Annotated in this window: 21 protein-coding genes, 1 tRNA gene, 1 other RNA gene and 1 pseudogene; 11 read left to right on the top strand and 13 right to left on the bottom strand. The window is 64.5% G+C overall.

The annotated features are described in order from the left end of the window. Positions 1 to 12 precede the first annotated feature (12 nt). Genes PGC08_RS04850 through PGC08_RS04840 form a run of 3 tightly spaced genes read left to right on the top strand, consistent with a single transcriptional unit; the run spans position 13 to position 2,935 of the window. Complete coding sequence (locus PGC08_RS04850) at positions 13 to 1,053, top strand: FecCD family ABC transporter permease (protein WP_009883182.1); 1,041 nt, start codon at positions 13 to 15, stop codon at positions 1,051 to 1,053. Then, complete coding sequence (locus PGC08_RS04845) at positions 1,050 to 2,135, top strand: FecCD family ABC transporter permease (protein WP_069599617.1); 1,086 nt, start codon at positions 1,050 to 1,052, stop codon at positions 2,133 to 2,135. The genes PGC08_RS04850 and PGC08_RS04845 overlap by 4 nt, the downstream gene beginning before the upstream one ends. Beyond that, a complete protein-coding gene (locus PGC08_RS04840; RefSeq protein WP_009883184.1) occupies positions 2,132 to 2,935 on the top strand; it encodes an ABC transporter ATP-binding protein in 804 nt (267 codons plus the stop codon). The genes PGC08_RS04845 and PGC08_RS04840 overlap by 4 nt, the downstream gene beginning before the upstream one ends. Positions 2,936 to 2,963: 28 nt before the next feature. Here the strand turns inward: PGC08_RS04840 and PGC08_RS04835 are convergent, their stop codons facing one another. From PGC08_RS04835 to PGC08_RS04825, 3 genes are read right to left on the bottom strand one after another with little or no spacing between them, the layout of a single operon-like run. Next, a complete protein-coding gene (locus PGC08_RS04835; protein WP_009883185.1) occupies positions 2,964 to 3,635 on the bottom strand; it encodes a DNA alkylation repair protein in 672 nt (223 codons plus the stop codon). Between the two features lie 9 nt (positions 3,636 to 3,644). Beyond that, positions 3,645 to 4,829, bottom strand: coding sequence for an RNA polymerase sigma factor (locus tag PGC08_RS04830; protein ID WP_271709644.1), 1,185 nt, complete (start codon positions 4,827 to 4,829; stop codon positions 3,645 to 3,647). Positions 4,830 to 4,853: 24 nt separating this feature from the next. Then, on the bottom strand, positions 4,854 to 5,261 hold the full coding sequence (locus tag PGC08_RS04825) for a YciI family protein (RefSeq protein WP_009883187.1): 408 nt from the start codon (positions 5,259 to 5,261) through the stop codon (positions 4,854 to 4,856). Positions 5,262 to 5,536: 275 nt separating this feature from the next. Here PGC08_RS04825 and PGC08_RS04820 point away from each other — a divergent pair, with 275 nt between their 5' ends. The 3 genes from PGC08_RS04820 to PGC08_RS04810 all read left to right on the top strand — a co-directional run bounded on the left by PGC08_RS04820 (position 5,537) and on the right by PGC08_RS04810 (position 8,709). After that, positions 5,537 to 6,238 carry a hypothetical protein gene (locus PGC08_RS04820; RefSeq protein ID WP_096146596.1) on the top strand — a complete coding sequence of 234 codons (702 nt, stop codon included), beginning with the start codon at positions 5,537 to 5,539 and terminating at the stop codon, positions 6,236 to 6,238. A gap of 238 nt (positions 6,239 to 6,476) precedes the next feature. After that, the gene (locus PGC08_RS04815) at positions 6,477 to 7,010 is read left to right on the top strand and encodes a type 1 glutamine amidotransferase domain-containing protein (RefSeq protein ID WP_009883189.1); all 534 of its coding nucleotides are present in this window, start codon (positions 6,477 to 6,479) and stop codon (positions 7,008 to 7,010) included. 124 nt (positions 7,011 to 7,134) lie between these two features. After that, positions 7,135 to 8,709, top strand: coding sequence for a SpoIID/LytB domain-containing protein (locus PGC08_RS04810; protein ID WP_271709643.1), 1,575 nt, complete (start codon positions 7,135 to 7,137; stop codon positions 8,707 to 8,709). Between the two features lie 19 nt (positions 8,710 to 8,728). On the opposite strand, the pseudogene PGC08_RS04805 reads toward PGC08_RS04810, so the two are convergent. After that, positions 8,729 to 9,157: pseudogene (locus tag PGC08_RS04805) on the bottom strand (LLM class flavin-dependent oxidoreductase); the annotation flags it as partial. A 391-nt stretch (positions 9,158 to 9,548) separates the two neighbouring features. Then, positions 9,549 to 9,636 (bottom strand) — tRNA-Ser (locus PGC08_RS04800). Between the two features lie 161 nt (positions 9,637 to 9,797). Between PGC08_RS04800 and ffs the strand changes: the two genes are divergently transcribed. Both ffs and PGC08_RS04790 read left to right on the top strand, forming a co-directional pair. After that, positions 9,798 to 9,893, top strand: an RNA gene (ffs, locus tag PGC08_RS04795) — signal recognition particle sRNA small type. 181 nt (positions 9,894 to 10,074) lie between these two features. After that, positions 10,075 to 11,538 (top strand): L,D-transpeptidase, encoded by a 1,464-nt coding sequence (locus PGC08_RS04790; protein WP_271709642.1) that lies wholly within the window; start codon positions 10,075 to 10,077, stop codon positions 11,536 to 11,538. Here the strand turns inward: PGC08_RS04790 and PGC08_RS04785 are convergent. Beyond that, a complete protein-coding gene (locus PGC08_RS04785) occupies positions 11,528 to 12,556 on the bottom strand; it encodes an iron-siderophore ABC transporter substrate-binding protein (RefSeq protein ID WP_271709641.1) in 1,029 nt (342 codons plus the stop codon). The two genes, PGC08_RS04790 and PGC08_RS04785, sit on opposite strands and share 11 nt — an antisense overlap. Positions 12,557 to 12,749: 193 nt before the next feature. Between PGC08_RS04785 and PGC08_RS04780 the strand changes: the two genes are divergently transcribed. Further along, the gene (locus PGC08_RS04780) at positions 12,750 to 13,088 is read left to right on the top strand and encodes a helix-turn-helix domain-containing protein (protein ID WP_009883194.1); all 339 of its coding nucleotides are present in this window, start codon (positions 12,750 to 12,752) and stop codon (positions 13,086 to 13,088) included. Positions 13,089 to 13,106: 18 nt separating this feature from the next. Here PGC08_RS04780 and PGC08_RS04775 read toward each other — a convergent pair whose 3' ends face one another. From PGC08_RS04775 to PGC08_RS04755, 5 genes are all read right to left on the bottom strand, one after another. Further along, the gene (locus tag PGC08_RS04775) at positions 13,107 to 13,394 is read right to left on the bottom strand and encodes an SHOCT domain-containing protein (RefSeq protein WP_271709640.1); all 288 of its coding nucleotides are present in this window, start codon (positions 13,392 to 13,394) and stop codon (positions 13,107 to 13,109) included. A gap of 118 nt (positions 13,395 to 13,512) precedes the next feature. Next, positions 13,513 to 14,187 carry a response regulator transcription factor gene (locus PGC08_RS04770; protein ID WP_009883196.1) on the bottom strand — a complete coding sequence of 225 codons (675 nt, stop codon included), beginning with the start codon at positions 14,185 to 14,187 and terminating at the stop codon, positions 13,513 to 13,515. Beyond that, the gene (locus PGC08_RS04765) at positions 14,184 to 15,584 is read right to left on the bottom strand and encodes a sensor histidine kinase (protein ID WP_009883197.1); all 1,401 of its coding nucleotides are present in this window, start codon (positions 15,582 to 15,584) and stop codon (positions 14,184 to 14,186) included. Before PGC08_RS04765 ends, PGC08_RS04770 begins: the two co-directional genes overlap by 4 nt. A gap of 92 nt (positions 15,585 to 15,676) precedes the next feature. Then, positions 15,677 to 16,258: a ClpP family protease gene (locus PGC08_RS04760; protein ID WP_069599611.1), complete on the bottom strand. Its 582-nt coding sequence runs from the start codon at positions 16,256 to 16,258 to the stop codon at positions 15,677 to 15,679. Continuing rightward, positions 16,255 to 16,914, bottom strand: coding sequence for a ClpP family protease (locus tag PGC08_RS04755; protein ID WP_009883199.1), 660 nt, complete (start codon positions 16,912 to 16,914; stop codon positions 16,255 to 16,257). Before PGC08_RS04755 ends, PGC08_RS04760 begins: the two co-directional genes overlap by 4 nt. Positions 16,915 to 17,096: 182 nt before the next feature. Here PGC08_RS04755 and PGC08_RS04750 point away from each other — a divergent pair, with 182 nt between their 5' ends. Both PGC08_RS04750 and PGC08_RS04745 read left to right on the top strand, forming a co-directional pair. Then, complete coding sequence (locus tag PGC08_RS04750) at positions 17,097 to 17,384, top strand: hypothetical protein (RefSeq protein ID WP_226823736.1); 288 nt, start codon at positions 17,097 to 17,099, stop codon at positions 17,382 to 17,384. A gap of 191 nt (positions 17,385 to 17,575) precedes the next feature. Beyond that, positions 17,576 to 18,388 carry a YidC/Oxa1 family membrane protein insertase gene (locus PGC08_RS04745; protein WP_009883201.1) on the top strand — a complete coding sequence of 271 codons (813 nt, stop codon included), beginning with the start codon at positions 17,576 to 17,578 and terminating at the stop codon, positions 18,386 to 18,388. Positions 18,389 to 18,472: 84 nt separating this feature from the next. On the opposite strand, the gene PGC08_RS04740 is transcribed toward PGC08_RS04745, so the two are convergent. Then, entirely contained in the window at positions 18,473 to 21,025 is a 2,553-nt protein-coding gene (locus PGC08_RS04740) for an ATP-dependent Clp protease ATP-binding subunit (protein WP_271709639.1), read from the bottom strand. Positions 21,026 to 21,114: 89 nt separating this feature from the next. Continuing rightward, entirely contained in the window at positions 21,115 to 21,861 is a 747-nt protein-coding gene (locus PGC08_RS04735) for a DUF3152 domain-containing protein (RefSeq protein WP_271709638.1), read from the bottom strand. Between the last annotated feature and the right edge of the window lie 130 nt (positions 21,862 to 21,991).

Raw genomic sequence — 21,991 nt, 5'->3', positions numbered from 1 at the left:
ACACTTCACACGATGACGTCACAATCGACAGTCGAGTCGACCGCCGCCAAGCTGCGGCGGTCGACTCATGTCCGCCTCGCATGGATGCTGGCCGCTCTTGCAGTGGTTGCCGTCCTCATGATCCTGTCCACGATGATCGGCTCCCGCAACGTCGGCCTCGACGACGTTCTTGCCGCCTACGGCGGGTCGGCCGCGGGATTCGATCAGGCCGCGGTCGCCAAACGCATTCCGCGGACCCTGCTCGCCGTGTGCGTGGGAGCGGCTCTGGGCATCTCCGGGGCTGTGATGCAGGGCGTGACGAGGAATCCTCTGGCCGACCCAGGCATCCTCGGTGTCAACACCGGCGCGTCCCTGGCCGTGGTCATCGGCATCGCCTTCTTCGGACTGTCAACGGCCGACGGCTACATCTGGTTCGCCATCGTCGGCGCCACTCTCACCGCGGTGTTCGTCTATGCGGTCGGGTCACTCGGGAGGCAGGGTGCGACCCCGCTCAAGCTGGCCCTGGCCGGGGCGGCCACCGCCGCTGCACTGTCGTCGTTCATCAGCGCCGTGGTCCTCCCCCGCGGAGACATCGCGGATCTGGCACGCGATTGGCAGATCGGCGGGGTCGGGGGTGTGACGTTCGATTCGGTCACACTCATCCTTCCCTTCCTCATCGTCGGCTTGCTCATCAGCGTCTATTCGGCGCCTGGCCTCAATGCCCTGGCCCTCGGCGATGAGCTCGCCGCCGGGCTGGGACAGCACGTCGGCACCACCAGAATGGTCTCCGCTGCAGGTGCGGTCCTCCTCTGCGGGGCAGCCACCGCCGTCGCTGGACCGATCGGCTTCGTCGGGCTCGTCATCCCCCATGCCTGCCGTCTGCTCATCGGCATCGATCACCGCTGGCTGATCCCGTTCTCGGCAGTCACCGGAGCCGCACTGCTCACAGCCTCGGACATCCTCGGTCGCATCATCGCTCGACCGGCCGAACTCGACGTGGGCATCCTCACCGCGCTGATCGGCGCCCCGTTCTTCATCGCCATCGTCCGCAGACAGAAGGTCCGTTCGCTGTGACCCCACCGAACCCCGCGAACCCACTCCTCGCGCCGACCAGCACGGCAGAATCGACATCGACGATCGCTGCCGTGGCACAGCTGCGGAGACGACGCTCCGCCCGTTGGACCGGCTTCGTCCTCATCTTCAGCGGGCTGGTGCTGCTTACTTTCCTGCTCAGCCTCATGGTCGGTCAGACCTTCTATTCCTTCGACAAGGTCCTTCGCGTCATCGGCGGCGATCAGGTCCCCGGCGCCACCTTCACGGTCGGGCGCCTGAGACTCCCCCGAGCCGTTCTCGCGCTCCTCGTGGGTCTGAGCTTCGGCCTCGGCGGGGTGACGTTCCAGACCATGCTGCGCAATCCCCTGGCCAGCCCCGACATCATCGGGATCAGCTCCGGAGCTTCGGCCGCGGCTGTGTTCGCGATCGTGACTCTGGGCCTGGGCAGCACGGGAGTCTCGGTCATGGCCATCGTCGCCGGTCTTGCGGTGGCGTTGGTCATCTACATGTTGTCCTACCGGAATGGCGCGGCCGGTATCCGGTTGATTCTGGTGGGCATCGGCGTCTCCTCAATGCTCAATGCGCTCATCAACTGGGAGCTGACCCGGGCCGCGCAGTGGGATCTGCAGGAGGCGCTGCGGTGGCTGGCCGGAAGCCTCAACGGGGCGAGCTGGGACAAGGTCGTGCCGCTGCTGTGCGCGCTCATCGTGCTGGTTCCCATTCTCTTGGGGCAGTCGAGGAACCTCTCCATCACGCAGCTCGGGGACGAGACCGCGGAAGCGTTGGGAGTGCGTGTGTCGAGGACCAGGCTTCTCGTCATCGTCGCCGCTGTCGGCCTCATCTCCTTCGCCACCGCCGCTGCCGGACCGGTCGCCTTCGTCGCCTTCCTCTCGGGCCCGATCGCCTCTCGACTCATCGGGCCGGGACCCTCGCCGCTCATCCCCGCCGCACTCGTCGGAGCCCTGCTCGTGCTCGTCGCCGACCTCGTCGGACAGTTCGGCCTCGGCACCCGTTACCCGGTCGGAGTCGTCACGGGCATCCTCGGTGCCCCCTACCTCATCTATCTCATCATCAGGATCAATCGTTCGGGAGGTTCCCTGTGACCAAGGACCATTCGCTTGCCGCCCAGGACCTGCATCTGGCCTACGGTGACACAGAGATCATCAAGGGACTTGATCTGACCCTGCCGCCCGGCCAGATCACGGGCATCGTCGGGGCCAACGCCTGCGGCAAGTCCACGCTGCTCAAATCGATGTCCCGACTGCTGACGCCCAGATCCGGCACTGTCATCCTCGACGGCAGACAGGTACACACGATGCCGGCGAAGCAGCTCGCGCGGGCCCTGGGACTCCTCCCACAGACACCGATCGCTCCCGAGGGCATCACGGTCGCCGATCTCGTCGGACGCGGTCGCCATCCCCACCAGGGGGCCTTCTCACGATGGAATGCCCAGGACGATCTCGCTGTCGCCCAGGCTCTGGATACCACCGGAACCGCGGACCTGGCCGACCGTCCCGTCGACGAACTCTCCGGCGGCCAACGGCAACGAGTGTGGATCGCAATGGCCCTCGCCCAGCAGACCGACATCCTCCTGCTCGATGAACCGACCACCTTCCTCGACGTCAACCATCAGGTGGAGGTCCTCGATCTGCTCACCGAACTCAACCAGGGTTCAGGCGTGACTATCGTGATGGTCCTGCATGATCTCAATCTGGCCGCACGGTACTGTGATCGGCTCGTCATGATCGCCGACGGCGGGATCCATGCCTCCGGGGCTCCCGCCGAGGTGCTCACCGAAGACAATGTCCGCAACGTGTTCGGTCTCGAGAACAGGGTCATCGAGGATCCTGTCTCCGGTCAGCCGCTGATGCTCCCGATCGGCCGTCACCGCACTCTGAGCTGATTCCTGTGCGTCAGACTTCTGATCTGACTCAGGCCCCTGCTCTGCGGGCCACGATCTCCGTGATCCAGGTCGGGGCGAAGGGCGACGTGCAGTTCGGCGGGGTCGGATAGTCCTTGAGGACGCCGAGGCGGTTGCCGATGTCGATGGCCCGTGGCCGCAGGTCCTCGTTCTCGATGCCGATGTAGGACAGGGTTTCGTTCATCGCCCACTGCAGGCGCTCATCGGCGCCGAGCATCTGCGCCTCGATGGTGTCGAGGAGACCGGACAGGTCAAGGCCCTCGGGTGACTTGTTCACACGCTCGCTGGTCAGTGCCCAGCCTGCCGACGCCACGATCGGATCAGGGTCGTCCATCCAGTCCAGGCGCAGCGATTCGGCATGCTTCGACTTCTTGACGATGTAGTTGACCAGCCAGCCGTGGACCTTCGGCACACGCGCCTCGCGCAGCATGGCATCGAGATGCTGTGCGTCATAGCTGCGGGGACGCATGATGAGGATCGCGACGAGGCGCGCCGCGGTATCGCCGGTGTTCCACAGTTCGACGGCGAGCTCGTCGTTCTTCTTCAGCTCCTTGGCCACGGCCCGCAGCTTGCTCAGATTCACACCGTGATCATCACCGTGCTTCTCGTTGACGGCACGAGCCTTGGGATCCTCCATCGCCGCCAATGTCTCCATGACGCTGTCCACGTTCGCTTCGACCATGCGCTCAGATTACCGCGAGTTCAGGCGAGCTGCCTGACGCATGAGGTGGTCGCGTTCGGCGAGGTTGCTCGCCTTGGCCGCGGCTTCGACGTAGAGCTTCGCCGCCGCCTCGTCTTCTCCTGCCCGTTCTCGCAGGTGGGCCTCGACGGCGAAGTAGCGCGGCAGCGTCTCATCGAGTCTGCCCAGTTCGGCCAGTCCGGCCACCGGTCCGTCGGCTTCACCGATCGCAACGGCACGGTTGAGGGACGCGATCGGGCTCTCGTTCAGCTTGAGGAGTTCGTCGTACCACTCCACGACCTGCACCCAGTCGGTGTCCTCGACCGTCTGCGCATCGGCGTGGAGTGCCGCGATGGCGGCCTGTGCCTGATACTGGCCGAGTTCGTCCCGACCAAGGGCTGCCTGCAGGATCTCGATGCCCTCGACGATGAGCCGTTGATCCCACAGGGTGCGGTCCTGATCGGCCAGCGAGATGAGGCGACCGTCGGCGCCGAAGCGGGCATCGCGGCGGGCGTGGTGGAGGAGCATGAGGGCGAGCAGTCCGTCCACCTCGGCGGAGCCGATCATCGACGCAAGCGTGCGGGTCAGTCGGATCGCCTCGGCGACGAGGTCGACCTCGCCCGAGTGCCCTTCGTTGAACACGAGGTAGAGGGTGGTGAGCACCGAGGACAGGCCGCCGGGTCGGTTGAGCCGGGACCCTGCGATCGTGGATTTGGCTCGGCTGATGCGTTGAGCCATCGTCGACTCGGGCACCATATAGGCTGCGGCGATCTGCTTCGTCGTCAGTCCGCCGACCGCCCTCAGGGTCAGGGCCACCGCCGAGGCGGGGCTGAGGTCGGGATGGGCGCAGAGGAAGTAGAGGTCGAGGGTGTCATCGGCGTTCGGGACGCCGTCCGTCCCGGGTTCGGACGAGGTTTCGGGCTCGGCGAGAGTGGCGGCCATGACCCGTTCCTCGCGTTTCATCCGCGATCCTTCAGATCGCACGATGTCGAGGAACTTCCGCCATGCCACCGTCACGAGCCAGCCCCGCCGGTCACGGGGCGGGTCGGACGGCCATGATCGCAGGGCTTCGATGAGCGCGTCCTGAACGGCGTCCTCGGCGGTCGCGAAGTCTGCTCCACGACTGACGAGGATGCCGATCACGGCGGGGACGAGCTCACGCAGCTCCGCATCGGCGAGGGGATCCCGATCGATCATCGCGAACTCCGTTCGCGTCCCTGATCATTCGTCCACGCTGGGTGCGTGGTCGAGGAAGGGGCGCAGTTCGAGCCATTCGTTGATCGGCTCTCCTCCCTTGCCCGGTGCGGCGGACAGCTCACCGGCGAGTTCGAGAGCGCGGTCGTAGTTCTCGACGTCGATGACCATCCACCCGGCGATGAGGTCCTTCGTCTCGGGGAAGGGACCGTCGGTGACCGGAGGCTTGCCCGGTCCGCCGGATCGGACGAAGGTGCCCTCGGGCGAGAGTGCCTGGGAGTCGACGAATTCGCCGGAGTCCTTGAGTCTGTCGGCGAAGGCGTTCATGTACGCCACATGCGCGTCGACCTCGTCGGGACTCCACTGATCCATCGGGGTGTAATCCATATACTGCTCCGGCATCCGATAGTGCTTGAGCATGAGGTACTTGGCCATGATGGTCTCCTTGTCTCGTGCCGCTCGCACGGGATGTGCTCGCTGACATGTCTGGGACGCAGCCGGACTCGTGTTCTCGACATCGGCGGCGAAGTTTTCTCGTTTCTCTTCGGCTCCGGTCATCGAACACAGTCCCAGAATAGGCCGATGTGTCCGTCCTGGAACATGCGTCACCGGATCCGAACACGAATCGGCCCAGGTCACGGCTCCGCGCTGAGAGGCTTGTCTTGTACGAAACACCGACCGCTTTTTGCACACGAGACCAGGAGCAGATCATGAAGGCACAGACACTTCTCAAAACCATCACCGTTGCCGGAGCTCTCGCCGCGACCCTGACACTCTCGGCCTGCGATATGAACATCACCTTCGGCCCAGAAGGCCAGGGGCAGGAACAGGGCCAGGAGCAGGACGGCCAGCAGGCGCAGCAGACCGAGGACACCGAGACGACCGCCGAAGAACCGGCATCGGATTCGGGCTCCACCTCGGACTCCGCCGGTTCGGGTTCGTCCGGCACGAGCGATAGCGGCACGACGGACAACGGCACCACCGGCAGCGGCGGATCCACCGATTCGTCCAGCGCCTCCTCGGCGAGTGGCTCCTCCACCTCGAACGGCTCGTCGTCGACCGGATCGTCGTCCTCGAGCGACTCCACCTCGAGCGGATCATCGTCGTCGAGCGGCACGACCGACAACGGCTACCAGGGCCCGCGGATCGGCGAAGACGGAGTCGAACTCGACGCCGACGGCAACGGCAAGATCCCCGCCGACGTTCTCGAGGCGGACATCAAGAACGCCTACGCCAAGCAGGGCACCACGGTCGACACCGTCGACTGCTATTCCGACCTGCGGATCTTCTCCCACAGCGGATCGCAGAACTGCACCGTCACCGCTGCCGGCAAGAATCACTACGGCACTGTGAAGATCACCTCGGCGTCGCAGTCCGGCATCGGCTACAGCCTCGAGTTCCCGAACATCTGAGCCGTCCGCCGAGCCCGCGAAACGTACCCCTCGAGCGTCTCGCATCCCCGAATCGCATTCCCCTGGTCATCCCGACCAGGGGAATCCGTTCGTCGCGATCTGGAACAACTCTGCACTTTCCGTTGTTGTGTCCAATGTGGGCGTCGGCCCAGCTGCACGTCGGCCTCGAGGTTTCGGCCAGCCGAGCCCATGTCAGATTCGACAATCTCACCAATCACAACCGACAAGGAGCACCTTCATGGCACTCTCTGACAAGAAGATCGCATTCCTCCTCACCAGCGGCGTCGAGCAGGTCGAACTGACCAGCCCCCGCACAGCCCTCGACGAGGCCGGAGCGACGACCGTCATCGTCTCCCCCTCAGAGGGGACTCTGCAGGCGATGGAAGGCGATTGGGAGCACGCGAAGACCTTCGACGTCGACGTTCCCGTCGCCGAGGCCTCGGTCGATGACTTCGACGCCCTCGTCCTGCCCGGCGGCACCCTCAACTCCGATGCCCTGCGTCTGAATGAGGACGCCGTCAACCTCGTCAAGGCGTTCTTCGCCGCAGACAAACCGGTCGCGGCCATCTGCCATGCTCCGTGGATCCTCGCCGAGGCGGGAGTGGCCAAGGGACGGAAGCTGACGTCCTTCATCTCGACGAAGACCGACCTCATCAACGCCGGAGCCGACTGGGCCGACACCGAGGTGGTCGTCGACGGCAACCTCATTACCTCCCGCAGCCCCGACGACCTCGACGCCTTCAACAAGGCAATCGCTGATAAGTTCAGCTGACCTGGAACGATGCCTCTTTCGCCGAGGCGGAACCACCTCGGCGAAGAACTCCCCGGAACGATCGTTCCGGGGAGTTCGTCTGTTCGTCACCTGGGGTCTTGACAGCCGCGCTTATGATCTACTCATGCCAGCTTCCCCGTTTGTCAAGGCGACGACTCCTACCCTCGCGGCACTGCTCATCGGGTTCCTTCTCGTTCTCTGCTCCACACAGCCTCCGGCACATGCTGCCTATGCGACTTCGGGTGCGATCGGAACGATGCACAAATCGCTCGGTGGGAATTCCGGCAAGCTCGGCCCAGCGGTCGGCCCACAGCGGTGCACGCTGATCCAGAAGGGCTGCTATCAGTCGTTCAAGCACGGCAGCATCCATTGGACGAAGGCCACCGGCGCCCATGCGACTCTGGGCGCGATCCGCACAGCATGGAAGAAGTCCGGGTGGGAACGCGGTCCGCTCGGCTATCCGACGAGCAACGAATACCGCTCAGGTTCGGAGACCCGGCAGAAGTTCCAGAACGGCATGATCGTGTGGACGGCGAAATCCGGGGCGAAGGTGACGCTGACGAAGGCGCCGTCGTCGTTCACGATCAAGGGGTCGGGGTTCGGCCATGGGGTCGGGATGAGCCAGCACGGAGCGCGCGGAATGGCGACAGCCGGAAAGTCGTCGACGCAGATCCTGCAACACTACTACACGGGTGCCAAGGTCACGACGATGTCGAAGAACGCCGACGCCAGTCTCAAGGTGCAGCTGCTGACCGGTAAGAAGTCCGTGACGGTCACTCCGCGGTCCGGCCGTCTGCGGGTCAAGGTCGGGTCGAAGACCATCGAATCGGGCTCGAAGGTCACGATCGAACGGACGTCATCCGGTTCGGTCAAGGCGACCGTCGGGTCGAAGAGCTATTCGGGGTCGAAGCTCACCCTCGAATGGCAGAGCACCCGATATTGGAAGAGTTCGTCGGCGACGACGGTGTCGGTTAGCGGTGCCCAGAACGGGGCGACCGGCACCTACCGACACGGACGGCTCGAGATCGGTCAGCTGAAGAGCTCGCTCAACGTCATCAACGTGGTGGGTCTCAACAAGGAATATCTGCCGGGCATCGCCGAGATGCCGGCGTCGTGGCAGTCCGAGGCCCTGCGCGCTCAGGCCATCGCTTCGCGCACCTACGCCTACCGCAATCTCGGTGCGGTGAAGCCGGCCTGCGGGTGCAACGTCTATGACGAGGTGGCCTCGCAGCGTTTCCTCGGGTGGACTCATGAGAATGCAGGCGATTCCGGTCCATGGCGCAAGGCCGTGGCCGCGACACAGACCACGAGCGGGTCGACGGTGAGGTCGGCGCGCCTCATCACCTACAAGGGCGGGCTCATCGATGCTGTCTACTCGTCGTCGGCCGGGTCGAAGACGCATTCGGCTGCCGAGGTGTGGGGGTCGGCCGTGCCGTACCTGGTCTCGGTCGATGACTCTCCGTCGAAGTATGCCTCTGCGCAGAACCCGAACGCCTCGTGGTCGGTGACGGCCAAGCAGTCCGACATGGCACGGGCCTTCGGGCTGGCAGACGTCCGGTCTGTGGCGGTGGCGAAGACCGGCTCAGGTCTGGTGAAGACGGTGAAAGCCACCTCGGTGAAGGGAAAGACCGCGAGCCTCACCGGCGATCAGCTGCGAACGAAGCTGAAGCTCAAGTCCGCGTCATTCAGCGTGGCCTGAGGGAAACCGACTGGCTGACTCAGACTCCGGCAGGGGTGAGCAGTCCCCTGTTGACGAGTTCGGCTTCCTTCTCGCGCACGATCGGGATGACGGTCTTGCCGAACGCTTCAAGTTCCTCCTGGAAGTGGAGGAAGCCGGTGAGGATGAGGTCGACGCCGATCTTCTTGTATTCGATGATGCGGTCGGCGACCTGTTCGGGGGTTCCGATGAGCTGGGTACGGAAGCCGTCGTTGTACTGCACGAGGTCTTCGAAGCTCGAATCCGCCCACATGCCTTTCTTATCCGAGGTCGCGGCTCCGGCGGTCTGCACGGACTCGCGGAATCCTTCGACCGCCTCGGCGTCGGCGTGTGCGATGATCTCGCACAGCTGGTCGCGGGCTTCGGCTTCGGTGTCGCGGACGATCACGAACCCGTTGAGTCCGAAACGGACTTTCCGATTGTGGGCGCGGGCCACCTCCGAGTGCTGTGTGCGGGCGAGCTGTGCCAGATTACTGAGACACAGACCACACACGGCGAGCAGATTTCGCGGGCCGCCGCGCACCGTCACAATGAGGCATTCCGCCACGGGGCGTCATGCGATTTGCGCCTCGGGCAGCGGTCCTGCGCTGCGGCCCACTCAGCATCCCTCACCCTCACCGGCGCACCACCCCGTTGCACCGGTGCGTAGTGCTGCGAATGGTGAGGGATGCGGAGGCACCAGTAGGAAATGCCACGGCCAATCCGGATTGCCACGAACGCTGAGGGATGCCCGAAAGGCGACTGCGAGGCCCGCGCTCGGCTCGAAACCGGGCGAATCGACGAAGTCCCGGCCCGCAGAAACTGCGAGACCGGGACTCCCGTGGCGGAGGATAGGGGATTCGAACCCCTGAGGGCGTTAACCCAACCCGCGTTCCAGGCGAGCGCCATAGGCCACTAGGCGAATCCTCCGCGAGCCAGCCTATATGAGTCGTGTCGACAATGCGAAATCAAGATGGCCAAGTGTGAACCATCACACTAATCACAGATAGAATCCCCTCCAATCCCCGCCGCACCGGGCCTGACTTCGGACCTCGTTTTGTGCCTCGAGGATGCTCTCGACTACACTGATCGATGGCTCCCCGTGCGGCGTCATCTTGTGAACTCCCCCAGGGCCGGAAGGCAGCAAGGGTAAGCGAGCTCTGGCGGGTGCACGGGGAGTCCTTCGTTTCTCAAGGTTACAATTCCACAACTCCCCCTCCCTTATGTCAGTCCAGGTCAGGGCCCATCTCAACGACGAGAAATGGCCTTTTCCCGAGGAATTCAGCCACTGCTTTAATACTTTCGTGATTTGGCTTCACTAGCATGGTCTGCAGCTCTCATCCCTTTGCTCGAACGAGGATCCCTGTTTTGTCACCCAAGAAGATTCACGGGGCGGTTGCTGCCCTTTCAGCACTCGCTCTGCTCACGGCCTGCACCCCGGCAGGCTCTGACCCCGACGCGACTCGCGATGGTGCGAAGACGGCCGAAGCCGAGGCCTCCGCAGCAGCCGAGCCGGTGTTCCGAATCGGGAGCGTCTCCGAAGCCGAGGCAGCCCAGGCGACGGAACAGGGCTCGTCGGCGAAGGCTTCGAACTCCACCGCCTCAGCCACGCCCACCAGCACACAGACTTCTGCTCCCCAGCAGACCGGTGAGGTGGCCGAATCCGGCGCAGAGACAACAGCTGCCCCCGGCGAGCGCATCAGCCTCAGCGTCGAGAACGCGGCGCTGAGCGACATCTCCATCACCGAATCCGACCACCCGCGCATCAAGACCGATCCCGGAGTCTTCTTCGACACCGCCGGGAGCGAACTCGAAGCAGCCGACAGCACCGAAGACGCGAAGGCGGGATCTTCGACTCCAAGCGAATCAGCCTCAGAAGACTCAGACGCGATCACCGCCCCCGACGACGCCGCGGCCTGGATGTCTGCCTACGACCTCGTCGCCGACAGCACATACGAGCTCTCGGCCACAGCCACCTCGGCGGATGGAGAGGAAGTCGATTTCAGGTCCACGGTCACAGTCTCAGCCGGCGACGCCTCGCCGATGGCGGTGCGCACGATCCTCTCCGATGACCAGACCGTGGGCGTCGGAGCTCCGATCATCCTCACCTTCGGATCCACGGTGGCCAAGAAGTACCGTGACGACGTCGAGCACCGCTTGTCGGTCAAGGTCACGGACAACGATGGGAAGAAGCGCAAAGTCGAAGGCTCCTGGGCCTGGCTGCCTGATGACCCGCAGTCGCGACTGCACTTCCGTCCCAAGGAATTCTGGCCCGCGCACTCGAAGGTCTCCGTCGACGTGCCGCTGAAGAACGTTCCCACCACCGATGACACCGTCGGCCAGAACGACCTCACACTCGATTTCGACATCGGCCGCAAGCAGGTCGTCAAGGCCGACGCCAAGACCCACCGCATGGTCGTCACACGCGACGGCAAAGAGGTCATGAACTTCCCGGCCTCATTGGGTGCCGCGAAGTCCCCGTCCTACAACGGAACCCACGTGGTGATGTCCAAGGCCTCGGACTACACGATGACCTCCGAGCAGTGGGACTACGAAACCGATGTGCGCTGGGCCGTGCGCATCCACAACAACGGAGAGTTCATCCATGCCGCGCCCTGGTCGACCGGGGTTCAGGGGTCGGCGAATGTCTCCCATGGCTGCATCAACCTCTCGACCGCACGTGCCAAGCAGTACTACGACTCGGCGATCTTCGGCGACCCGGTCGAGATCACCGGTTCGAATGCCACCCTGTCGACCGCAGCCAGCGACATCTCCGACTGGGTCTACGAGTGGGATGACTGGAAGAAGATGAGCGCACTGCCTACTTCTTGACGTTCTCTGCGGCCTTGTCGATCATCGGCACATAGCGCTTGAGCGTCCATGGGACGGTCAGCGGGTTGATGATCGATGAGGCGGTGACGAACGGCTGGTCTTCGGGCGCGACGACCGCGCCGGACTTGATCGCCGGAATGTTCGCGTACACGCTCTGTGCCTTGATCTCCTTCTTGCTCTTCTCATCGGAGTAGAACGTGAAGATGAGGTCGGAGTCGTCGAGTTTGTCCGCGTTCTCCAGCCCGATGAGCGCGGAATCCGTACCCGGGGCGTCATAGTTCTTCTTGAGTTCGTCGACGACGGGGTCAGGAGTCAGACCCAGAGCCGAGACCATCGCCACTCGCTGCTCACTGGGGTAGAAGACGCCGAGGGTGCCCGGTCCGTCGTTGTAGATGTAAGAGAACGTCAGTCCCTCGTATTCGGGCCGCTTGGCCTCGGAGAGCTGCGTCTTGATGTCATCGACGAGCCCCTCGGACTCCTTCTCCTGTCCCAGAGCCTTGCCGATGGTCGTGATCTGCTCATCCCATTCGATCGTCCACGGCTGCTTGGGGTAGGCGACCGTAGGGGCGATGGCGTCGAGCTGCTTGTACTGATCGGCGGTGACGCCGGACCATGGTGCGAGGATGACATCTGGTTCGAGTTCGGCGATGGCTTCGACATCGAGCTCGGTATCTCCCTGGAACTGCTTCGGCAGCTCCTCGCCCTTCTCGGTCACCGCTTCATGGATCCACGGCATATAGCCGGTGTCATCGCTGCCCCAGGCGTACTCCTCCATGCCGACGGGTGTCTTGCCCAGTGCGATGGCGGTCTCGGTCGACCCCTGCCCGAGGGTCACGACGCGCTTGGGTTCTGCCTCGATGACGGCCTTGCCCAGTGCGTGTTCGATCGTGACGGTCTGGAAGTCGTCGGAGGCTGACTTCGCAGAATCCGCCGAGTCCTGGCTGCAGGCGCTCGCGCTGAAGGCGAGTGTGACGATGGTGCCTATGGCCATGGCCCGGCGAGTGAGATGAGCTGACATTCCTGCCCTTTCGTCTGTGAGGGTCGTGGTCGACCTCTCCACTTTAACAAAGGACAGCCTAACTTAACTTCGCGGCCTGGGTGCAACTCGACCGCGCCCTGATCCCCCTCGAGCGCATGACGGGGCAGCCGGTATTCGTCTGCTCAGAGCAGAAATCCGCGTGAGCGACGGCGATTCCTCCTAGGATCGCATCATGGATGCACTTCACGTCACAGATGCGTACGCCGACCGGACTCCGGCGCTGCTGTGGCGCGAGATGCTCGGGAGGGTGCTGCGGCTGCGCCGCACCGAGCTGGGCCTGACCCTGGCTCAGGTCTCACGCCGCTCGGGAGTCTCGACCCAATACCTGTCCGAGGTCGAACGCGGCCTCAAGGATCCCTCTTCGGAGGTCATCGAGGCAATCGCCATAGTCCTCGGCCTCGCACTCCCCCAGGTGCTCGTCCTCGCCGCCGGCTCAACGCCGACAGCCGCGCCCGCGACGGTGCCCGCATTCGGGCTCACCGGACGGGCGCAGCTGTCCCTCGTGGCCTAGTCACACCGGCCGGGTGCCTCAGCTTGTACCCGAATCGAGGCGATTGGCCCTGAGAACCTCGAGTCTGCCTCGGTACTCGGCCTCGTCGATGTCACCTTGGGCGAAACGCTCGGACAGTGTCGCCTCCGCGTTCTTCGTCGACCCGAATCGGCCCTGACCATCTGCCCAGGGCGGTCCCCCGGCTTGGCGCCAACGACGCCGATTGAGCGTGATGATGAGAGTGATGACCAGTCCGATGATGAGCACCCAGAAGATCGGGATGAGGAAGAAGAACGGCCAGGCCGCGGGTCCGTGTTCCATGTTCATAATGCCTCCTTGTCAGGAATCCACGTCGCTCGTGGATATGACATCAATCCAACTCCTGCAGCCGCCTCGGCGAATCCCCCGCTGGGAGTCACTTCGGGTACTCGCTGAGGATGAGCTCCTACTGTTCGCGCAGCCAGCCCGGGGAGACCAGCCCGGACTCATAGGCGAGCACGACGAGGTGGACCCTGTCGCGTGCGGCGACCTTGCTCATGATGCGCGAGACATGGGTCTTCGCCGTCAGCGGTGAGAGCACCAGCTGCGCCGCGATCTCGTCGTTCGACAGTCCCTGCCCGACGAGGGCGAGCACCTCTCGTTCACGTTGTGTCAGCACGTCGAGATGCTTCGCCGGCTCCGCCCGCAGTCCCAGGGACATCCTCGACAGGAGGTATCGGGTCACCTCCGGTGAGAGCAGCGCCTCCCCCTCGGCGACGACGCGCACCGCTCGGATCAGGTCGACCGGTTCGGTGTCCTTGAGCAGGAATCCGCTGGCACCCGCCCTGACCGCGCGCACGATGTACTCGTCGAGGCCGAAGGTCGTCACCAGCACCACCCGAACGTGCCCGAGGTCGGGATCGGCTGCGATCGCCTCGGTGGCCCACAGTCCGTCACCGTCGGGCATCCGAATGTCCATGAGCACGACGTCGACCGGCGTCGCTGCCAGTTTCTCCAACAGCTCTTCCCCGCCGGAGGCCTGCACACTCACGCTGATGCCCGGTTCCGCATCCAACAGCGAAGCGAAGCCGGCGCGAACCAGCTGGTGATCATCGGCAATCGCCACCGAGATATCGTTCATGCCGGAGCCTGCCGATCTGTTCGTCCGTGTCCGCTGGTCCAGGGCAGCCGGACGCTGATGTGCGTGCCGTCCCCGCTCGCCGAGGTGATCGCGAAGGTTCCGTGGAGAAGTTTCGTCCGCTCCCGCATCCCGATGATTCCGGTGCCTTCGTCTCGCCCGTGCATCGCGTTCTCTGTTCCCTGGCCATCGTCACTGATCTCGAGGTGCAGGAACTCGCCTTCACGGAAGACTCTGACGTTCGCCTGGCTGGCGGCAGCGTGGCGGACCATATTCGTCAGCGCCTCCTGCACGATCCGGTAGGCGGCCGCATCCGCGGCACTGCCGGGATTCTCTCGAGTACCGTCGGCTCGGAGCTCGCGCCGGTCATCGAGGTGGATGGCTGGTCGCCCGGTCATTGCGGCGATGAGTGCCGGCAGCTCGTCGAGGCCCGGCACTGGGGCCAGCGGCTCGGCTGCGCCTGCGTCGGCACTGGCCGCGTCAGTGCCGGCCGCGTCGGAGTCGAGATCGCTTGGGCCGGCAGCATCCGAGCGCATCGTGTGGAGCACTGAACGGACCTCGTTGAGTCCCGTTCGACTCAGCTCCTTGATGGCGGCGAGCGCCCGTCTGGCCTGCTCGGGGTCCCGGTCGATGAGGTGTTCGCCCACACCGGCCTGCACGTTGATCTGGGACAGGGAATGGCCCAGCACATCGTGGAGGTCCCTGGCGATGCGCAGCCTTTCGGCCGCAATCACCTCCTGGTGCCGGGCCTGCGCCTCCTCGGCCGCGAGCCTCCTGCCTTCGCGCCTGCGCCGAGCGAAGGCTCCGATGCTCAGGGTCATCAGCAGACCGATCGTCGCAGAGGCCACACGCCCCACCGACCAGTCGACACCGAGGAAGGGACCGAGCAGCAGGGCACCCAACCAGACACCGGCCGCCGAGGCGATGGCCCAGATCTGATGACCGCGGACCATGGCCACGACGAGAGCGAAGAGGAACGCCGCATAGAACGGTGTCATCTCAGGTCCGGTGAGCCCCTGCGCCCACATTCCGCCCGGACCCTCCCCAGACCAGGGACGATTACTTGGACCGTGGCTCCACGCACCGGACAGGCTGGATCCCGCCAGTGCGGCCCAGACGACGAAGTCAACCAGCGTCAGCCCGGCGATGATCGCGACTCTCGGGCCCGGCCATCGTGCACAGAGTAAGAAGATCATCGGGGACAGCAGGGCCACGGCGATGCGCACGCCCCCGGCCAGGGCATCGACACCATCGTGGGTGGCTATGAACACGGCGAAGGGCAGCTGCACGAGCAGGGCCAGGACGCTCAGGGCAACCAGGAGCAGCCGAGGTCGACGACGGACGCGACGATCAGCATCGGGATCGCTCGCCTCGGCGGCGGCACGCCAGGATCGGCTCATCCTCCGATCGTAGTCACTGACACCGGATTCAACGTCGTACCACGGGAGTATCCGACCGGACTTCCCGCGGAGTACCGCGGCCCGGGAGCAACTCAGAGGATCTGATCGACGAGGCCGAAGTCCCGGGCCGCCTGCGCATTGAGCACGAGATCCCGGTCGAGGTCGGCATGGATCTGGTCCACACTGCGCCCGGTGCCCTTCGCCAGCATCGCCTCAACATCTCGGCGCTGCCGGGCGATCTCGTCGGCGGCGACGATGAGATCGGGGATTGCCCCGCGAGCACCCTCGGCATGGGGTTGGCGCAGCACCGCTCGAGCGTGTTCGAGCATCGAACGCTGACCGGGTTCGCCAGCTGCCAGGAGCACCGCGGCATCAGCGGCCGCCTGCCCCACGCAGATGGTCGCCACGGGCGCACCGATGTGGTGCATCGCGTCGTAGATGGCGGTCATGGCCGTCAGCGATCCGCCCGGTGAGTTGATGTACAGCTGGATCGGGAGTTCTCGGCTGCTCGCCTCGAGGTGGAGCAGCTGGGCGATGATCGTATTCGCCACCCCGTCATCGATCGGCACTCCGAGGTAGATGATGCGGTTGCCCAGCAGGTGGGAATACACGTCGACGATCTTCTCCCCGCCACCCGAGCGGTCAACGACATTCGGAATCGTGTACTGGCTCATGGCGCACCGATCCCGCCGCGCAGATCGGCCGGGGACTCGACGATGCGGTCGATGAGCCCGTAGTCCAGTGCCTGTTCGACCGTGAACCACCGATCGCGCAGGGAGTCCTCGAAGACGCGCTCATAGGTCTTTCCCGTCGCCTCGGCGATGCGATGCAGGACCGTGTCCCGGACGGTGCGCAGGTCCCCGGACTGCAGCTCGATGTCAGCGGCCGCTCCCCCGATGCCCGATGATCCCTGGTGCAGCAGGATCCGGGCGTGGGGCAGGGCGAGTCGTTTGCCGGGGGTGCCCATCATGAGCACGAACTGCCCCGCCGAGGCGGCCCACCCGAACGCCACCGTGACCACATCGTTGGGCAGAGTCTCGATCACATCGGCGATCGCGTGCATCATCGGCACCGATCCGCCCGGTGAGTTGATCCACAGGTGGATGTCACTGTGGGAGTCTTCGGCGGAGAGGAGGATGAGTCGCGAGATGATCTCCATGCCGTTCTCATCGCGCAGCTCCCCGTTGAAGACCACCGAACGGTAGGCGTAGAGCATTCTCTGGGACTCGGGGATGCGGGTCGTCGTCGTGGACTCGTCACCGTCGGCGAACCTCGGCGATGGTGAGGTGGGTCGGTTGTGAGCATTCTGATGTGCGATTCGTGTGTTCATGCCTCCACACTGGAGCTGGCTGTGCCGAGTCGGAAGTCTTTTCCGCCTTGAGCAGGAGGGTGCCGCTGTGAGCGGACGGCGTGCCTGTGCGCCCGGTGTGATGGTGCTGCCGTGATAAAATCGGGCGAGAAACCCCGACTGTGTCAAGGGAAGGCCGAGACGGAATGATGCTGAATCTGTGGATGACAGTTCAGTTCATCGTGGTGCTTCTCAGCGCCGATGCCGATACGGTCATTCCTCAGTCGTCGATGCATCTGATCGTCCTCGTGCTGCTCGGTGCGGCACTGCTGTCGCCGGTCGCACCGTGGTTGGCAAGGGCTCTCTTCAGGTTCCTTCCTCAGTCTCCTCGCGGTCTTTGGGGACGGGGAGAGCGAACCGAGGTTCGCGAATTCCGCATGCCCGAGGAACCCGGCACTCCGGGCACCGCTCAAGCCAGAGCCCCCTCCTTCGTCGTCCGCTCCTTCGCCTGACCGACGACGTGATCTCCGTGCTCCTCAAGCACGGTCGCCGACGCCACTCCTGCCTGTTTCCCTAACGGATCCCGCCTGTGGTATCGCCCTGCGTCGTTCGGTCGTTGAACGTCCATGACGACATCACCACTGCTGCTCAACGCTGCACGGCCGAATTGCCTGCATCGGCAGCGCCCAGGAGGGCCATCACCATGAACATCTACGAATTTCCACCCATCGAACTGCTCGTCAACGCCGCCTATTGGGTCGTCACCTGGCTGACGACTCTGCTCGAACCATTGGCTGGCACCGCAAGTGCTGCGCTGGCGATCGTGGTGCTCACGATCATCGTCCGCGCCGTGCTCATCCCCGTCGGGCTCTCACAGGTCAGAGCCGGCATCACTCGCAAACGCCTCGCACCGAAGATCACCGAGCTGCAGACCCGGTACAAGAAGACCCCCGAGCTTATGCAGCAGAAGATGATGGAGCTCTACAAGGAGGAAAAGGCCTCCCCGATGGCCGGCTGCCTGCCCGTGCTGGCCCAGATGCCGGTGCTCATGGCCGTCTATGGAATCTTCATCCAATCCACGATCGGCGGGCACGCCAATGACCTTCTCAACCATTCCCTGCTGGGCGTCCCCCTCAACGCCGGCTTCGTGGGTCTCCTGACCGGAGGGAACCTGAGCGTGGTCTCGGCCGCAGTCTTCGGCGTCATCGTGATCATCATCGCCGTCGTCGCTGCCCTCTCGCGGCATCTGCTCACCCCCGATATGCCGCAGACCCCGCCCGTCCGGGCGTCTGGCAGCCAGAACTCCACCACCGAGGGACCCGCCATGCCGGACCTCTCAGGCGTGACCAGGGTGCTGAGCTTCATGCCCTTCATGACCGCGGTCATCGCACTGTTTGTGCCTCTAGCTGCCACGCTCTACCTGATGACGACGACAGCCTGGACCCTGACAGAGCGCCTCGTGCTCAACCGTGTCCTCAAGGTTCACGAGCAGGAAGAGGCAGTTCCTGCCGCATGAATGAAGCGGGGCCGGACCGGAAGACATCGCTTCCGATCCGGCCCCGTGCCGTGCAGGTGATCACCCTGCACAGGCGGCTCTGCCTCAGACTGCCACAGGAACCTCGGGTGATTCCGCGACCACTCGCAGTGTTCCGTTGTCAACCGTGGCGCTGACCCTTCCGCCTTCGGACACTGTCTCGTTGACGAGGAGGTCCGCAATGCGGTCATCGAGCTCACGCTGGATCACGCGGCGCAGCGGACGGGCACCGAACTCGGGTTCGTACCCGGTATCGGAAAGCCACTCCACAGCATCCTCGGACACGGTCAGGCCGATGCCCTGGTGCGCCAGACGCTCGACCGAACGCTCCAGCTGAAGACGGACGATGACGCGCAGCTGCTCACGATCGAGCCGCGAGAACATCACGGTCTCGTCGATCCGGTTGAGGAACTCGGGACGCATGAACTCCTTGAGCTTGCCCATCACCTTTGCACTCAGGTCCTTCTCGGTGACCTTCGCATCGGTGGAGCTGAAGCCCAGCGGGGTGCTGCCGGACATGAACTCGGAGCCCAGGTTGCTCGTCATGATGATGACGGTGTTCCGGAAGTCCACGGTCCGGCCCTGACCGTCGGTGAGACGACCGTCGTCGAGGACCTGGAGCAGCAGGTTGAAGGCGTCCGGGTGAGCCTTCTCGACCTCGTCGAGGAGGATCACCGAGTACGGCTTGCGCCGAACCTGTTCGGTCAGCTGTCCCGCTTCGTCGTAGCCGACGTAGCCGGGAGGCGAACCCACCAGGCGTGAGACGGTGTGGCGTTCCCCGAACTCGCTCATGTCGAATCGGATCATCGCCGACTCGTCATCGAACAGGGTCGCGGCCAGAGATTTCGCCAGCTCGGTTTTGCCCACGCCGGTGGGTCCGAGGAAGAGGAAGCTGCCGATGGGACGGTTCGGATCTCCCATTCCCATCTGGGACCGGCGCACGGCCTTCGACACTGCCGTCACCGCGTTGTCCTGACCGATGACGCGACCGTGGAGGATCTCTTCGAGCTTGGCCAGCTTGGCCTTCTGACCCTGGGTCATGCTCGCCGCCGGGATTCCGGTGGCACGGGAGACGACCTGTGCGATCTGGTCAGCATCGACGATGCTCGGCTTGGCGTCAGCCTCAGCCCGCTGCGCGCCGTCGTCCGGGTTCTCGGCTGCATGCAGCTTCTCCCCGAGACTCATGACCTCGTCGCGAAGTTCCCCGGCACGCTCATAGTTCTCTTCGCTGATCGCGGTGTTCTTCTCGGTCTCGAGTCGTTCGATCTCCGTGCGCAGGGCCTGGGTGTCGACCTTGGGCCCACGACGCAGAGACAGTCGAGCACCGGCCTGGTCGATGAGGTCGATCGCCTTGTCCGGCAGGAACCGATCGTTGATGTAGCGATCGGAGAGCTCGACCGACGCGCGAATCGCCTCGGGCGTGTAGGTCACATTGTGGTGCTCGGCGTAGCGGTCCTTGAGTCCGTCGAGGATTGCCACGGCATCTTCGATGTTCGGCTCCCCCACGCGCACCGGCTGGAACCGACGTTCGAGGGCCGAGTCCTTCTCGATCGTGCGGTATTCCTTGAGCGTGGTTGCACCCAACAGGTGCAGATCACCACGGGCCAGCCGGGGCTTGAGGATGTTGCCGGCGTCCATCGAGTTGGATTCGCCGTTGCCGCCGGCACCGACGAGGGTGTGGAGCTCATCGATGAAGACGATCATCTCGCCGTCCTCGGCGACTTCGTCGAGGGTCCCGGTCAGGCGTTCCTCGAAGTCACCGCGGTAGCGTGTGCCTGCCAGCATGCCCGGCAGGTCGAGTGCGACGACTCGCTTACCCGAGAGCTGTGCTGGGATCTCGCCGCTGTGGATGGCCTGAGCCAGTCCCTCGGCGATCGCGGTCTTGCCGACGCCGGCCTCACCGAGCAGCACCGGGTTGTTCTTGGTGCGGCGAGCCAGGATCTCGATCGTCTCCTGGATCTCCTCGGCGCGTCCGATCACCGGGTCGAGTTCACCGTCGGCTGCCAGTGCCGTGAGGTCCGTGCCGAAACGCTCGAGCATGGTCTCCTCCGGCTGGCCCGCTCCGGGACCGCCCTGCGGGTCGCCTGCCTCGGCGGCTTCGGCTCCGGCCTGCAGCCGTTCCTGTGTCACGCCCGCCTGGGCGAGGATGCGACCGGCAGGCATCTCGTGGTTGAGCACGAAGGCGAAGAACAGGTGCTCCGGGTCGACGTAGGTCGAACCGAACGCCCGTGCCACCTGGTAGGCGTCGAGGAGCGCGCGCTGACCGGAACCGGTAAGGGTCAGTGCCCCTTCGGGCTTGGTGTCTGAGGATGCGGGCAGACGGTCTTCGACGGCGCGGGCGACCTGCTCCGGGTCAGCTCCGGCCTGACGGATCGCCGAGACTCCGGGCTCGGTCTCTGCCATGGTGCGCAGAATGTGCAGGGCATCGACCTCCGCCTGACCGTGCTCTCTGGCATAGTCAGCGGCGTTGTCGATGACCTCGTGGCTGCGCTTGCTCAGCAGCTTGTTGATGTCGACGCTGCGCCCCTGGCGCGCGCCCTGCTGTCCCTGCAGAAAACGGGCAAGGAACTCGTCGAATGAATCTCCGCCAGAACCGGCGGATCCGAAGAACGTAGCCAATCTGATCTCCTGTCGAAAGTTGAGCCTATACGACTCAATCAACGACGAAGGAGGTGGTCTTATTCCCGAGTGCCGTCCCGATTTCCCGACTAGCCCTTCGAAGGCCAGCCGTTGGGCTCGCAGCCCTGCAGGCCTTTGGTCTGCTGCTGCATGAGCGGGGCCGTCTCGCCGGGCCCCGGGCACGATTCATGGCTGTGGCCAAGTGCGTGACCGACCTCGTGGTTGATGAGGTACTGACGGTATTGGGTGATGTCGTCGAACTCATCGGTGGCAGACACCCAGCGCTTGGCATTGAGGATGACGTTGTTGCCGTTGCGGCACGAGAGTTTGCCCAGGGTGCGCAGCGGCAGGCACATCGAGTCCACGGTGTCGGGGCTGGCGATGGAGATCATCGCATCCTCACCCTCGTCGACCATTTCGATCGACACATCGTCCAAGTCCTGCCAGCCGCGCTTGTCCTGCAGCGTCTTGATGATGAAGGCGCCCGCCTCATCGACGTCGATCGGCAGATTGTCCTCGACTCGCAGTGCGACCTTGAACGTTGAGCCCTCGTCCCGGTTCGGTCCGGTCTCCTTCTTCGGTCGGTCCCACTCGCCACTGCCCTGCATATCGATGTCGTCTTCACTGACACCGGCGGCACCGGCGGATTCCACGTCCGGCTCAGCAGACTTGCTGGGTGCCGGGGACTTCGTCGGCGACGCCGACTCACTCGGCTGGGCAGAGGCGGAACCGTCGCCGGACGCGACCGTCTCGTTCGAGGACGGTGCCGGCCTGGTCTCCTGATCCGAGTCGGTTGCGCAGGCGCTGAGTCCGATGAGCAGGGATGCAGCAACCACCGCCGAGGCTGACCTCAGCCGCTGCGAGGAGCCCAGCAACGATCGACTTGAGTGCAGTGGACCTTGTGAAATGCGAGGAGTTGGCGACACTCTGTCGAGTCTAGCGTTTCACAACCGCTCCACTGAGAAC

Source organism: Brevibacterium sp. BDJS002 (genome assembly GCF_028201555.1).
Lineage (GTDB): Bacteria > Actinomycetota > Actinomycetes > Actinomycetales > Brevibacteriaceae > Brevibacterium > Brevibacterium aurantiacum.
Note: the sequence above shows the minus strand (reverse complement) of the source record. Positions and strands in the feature narration are given on the sequence as shown.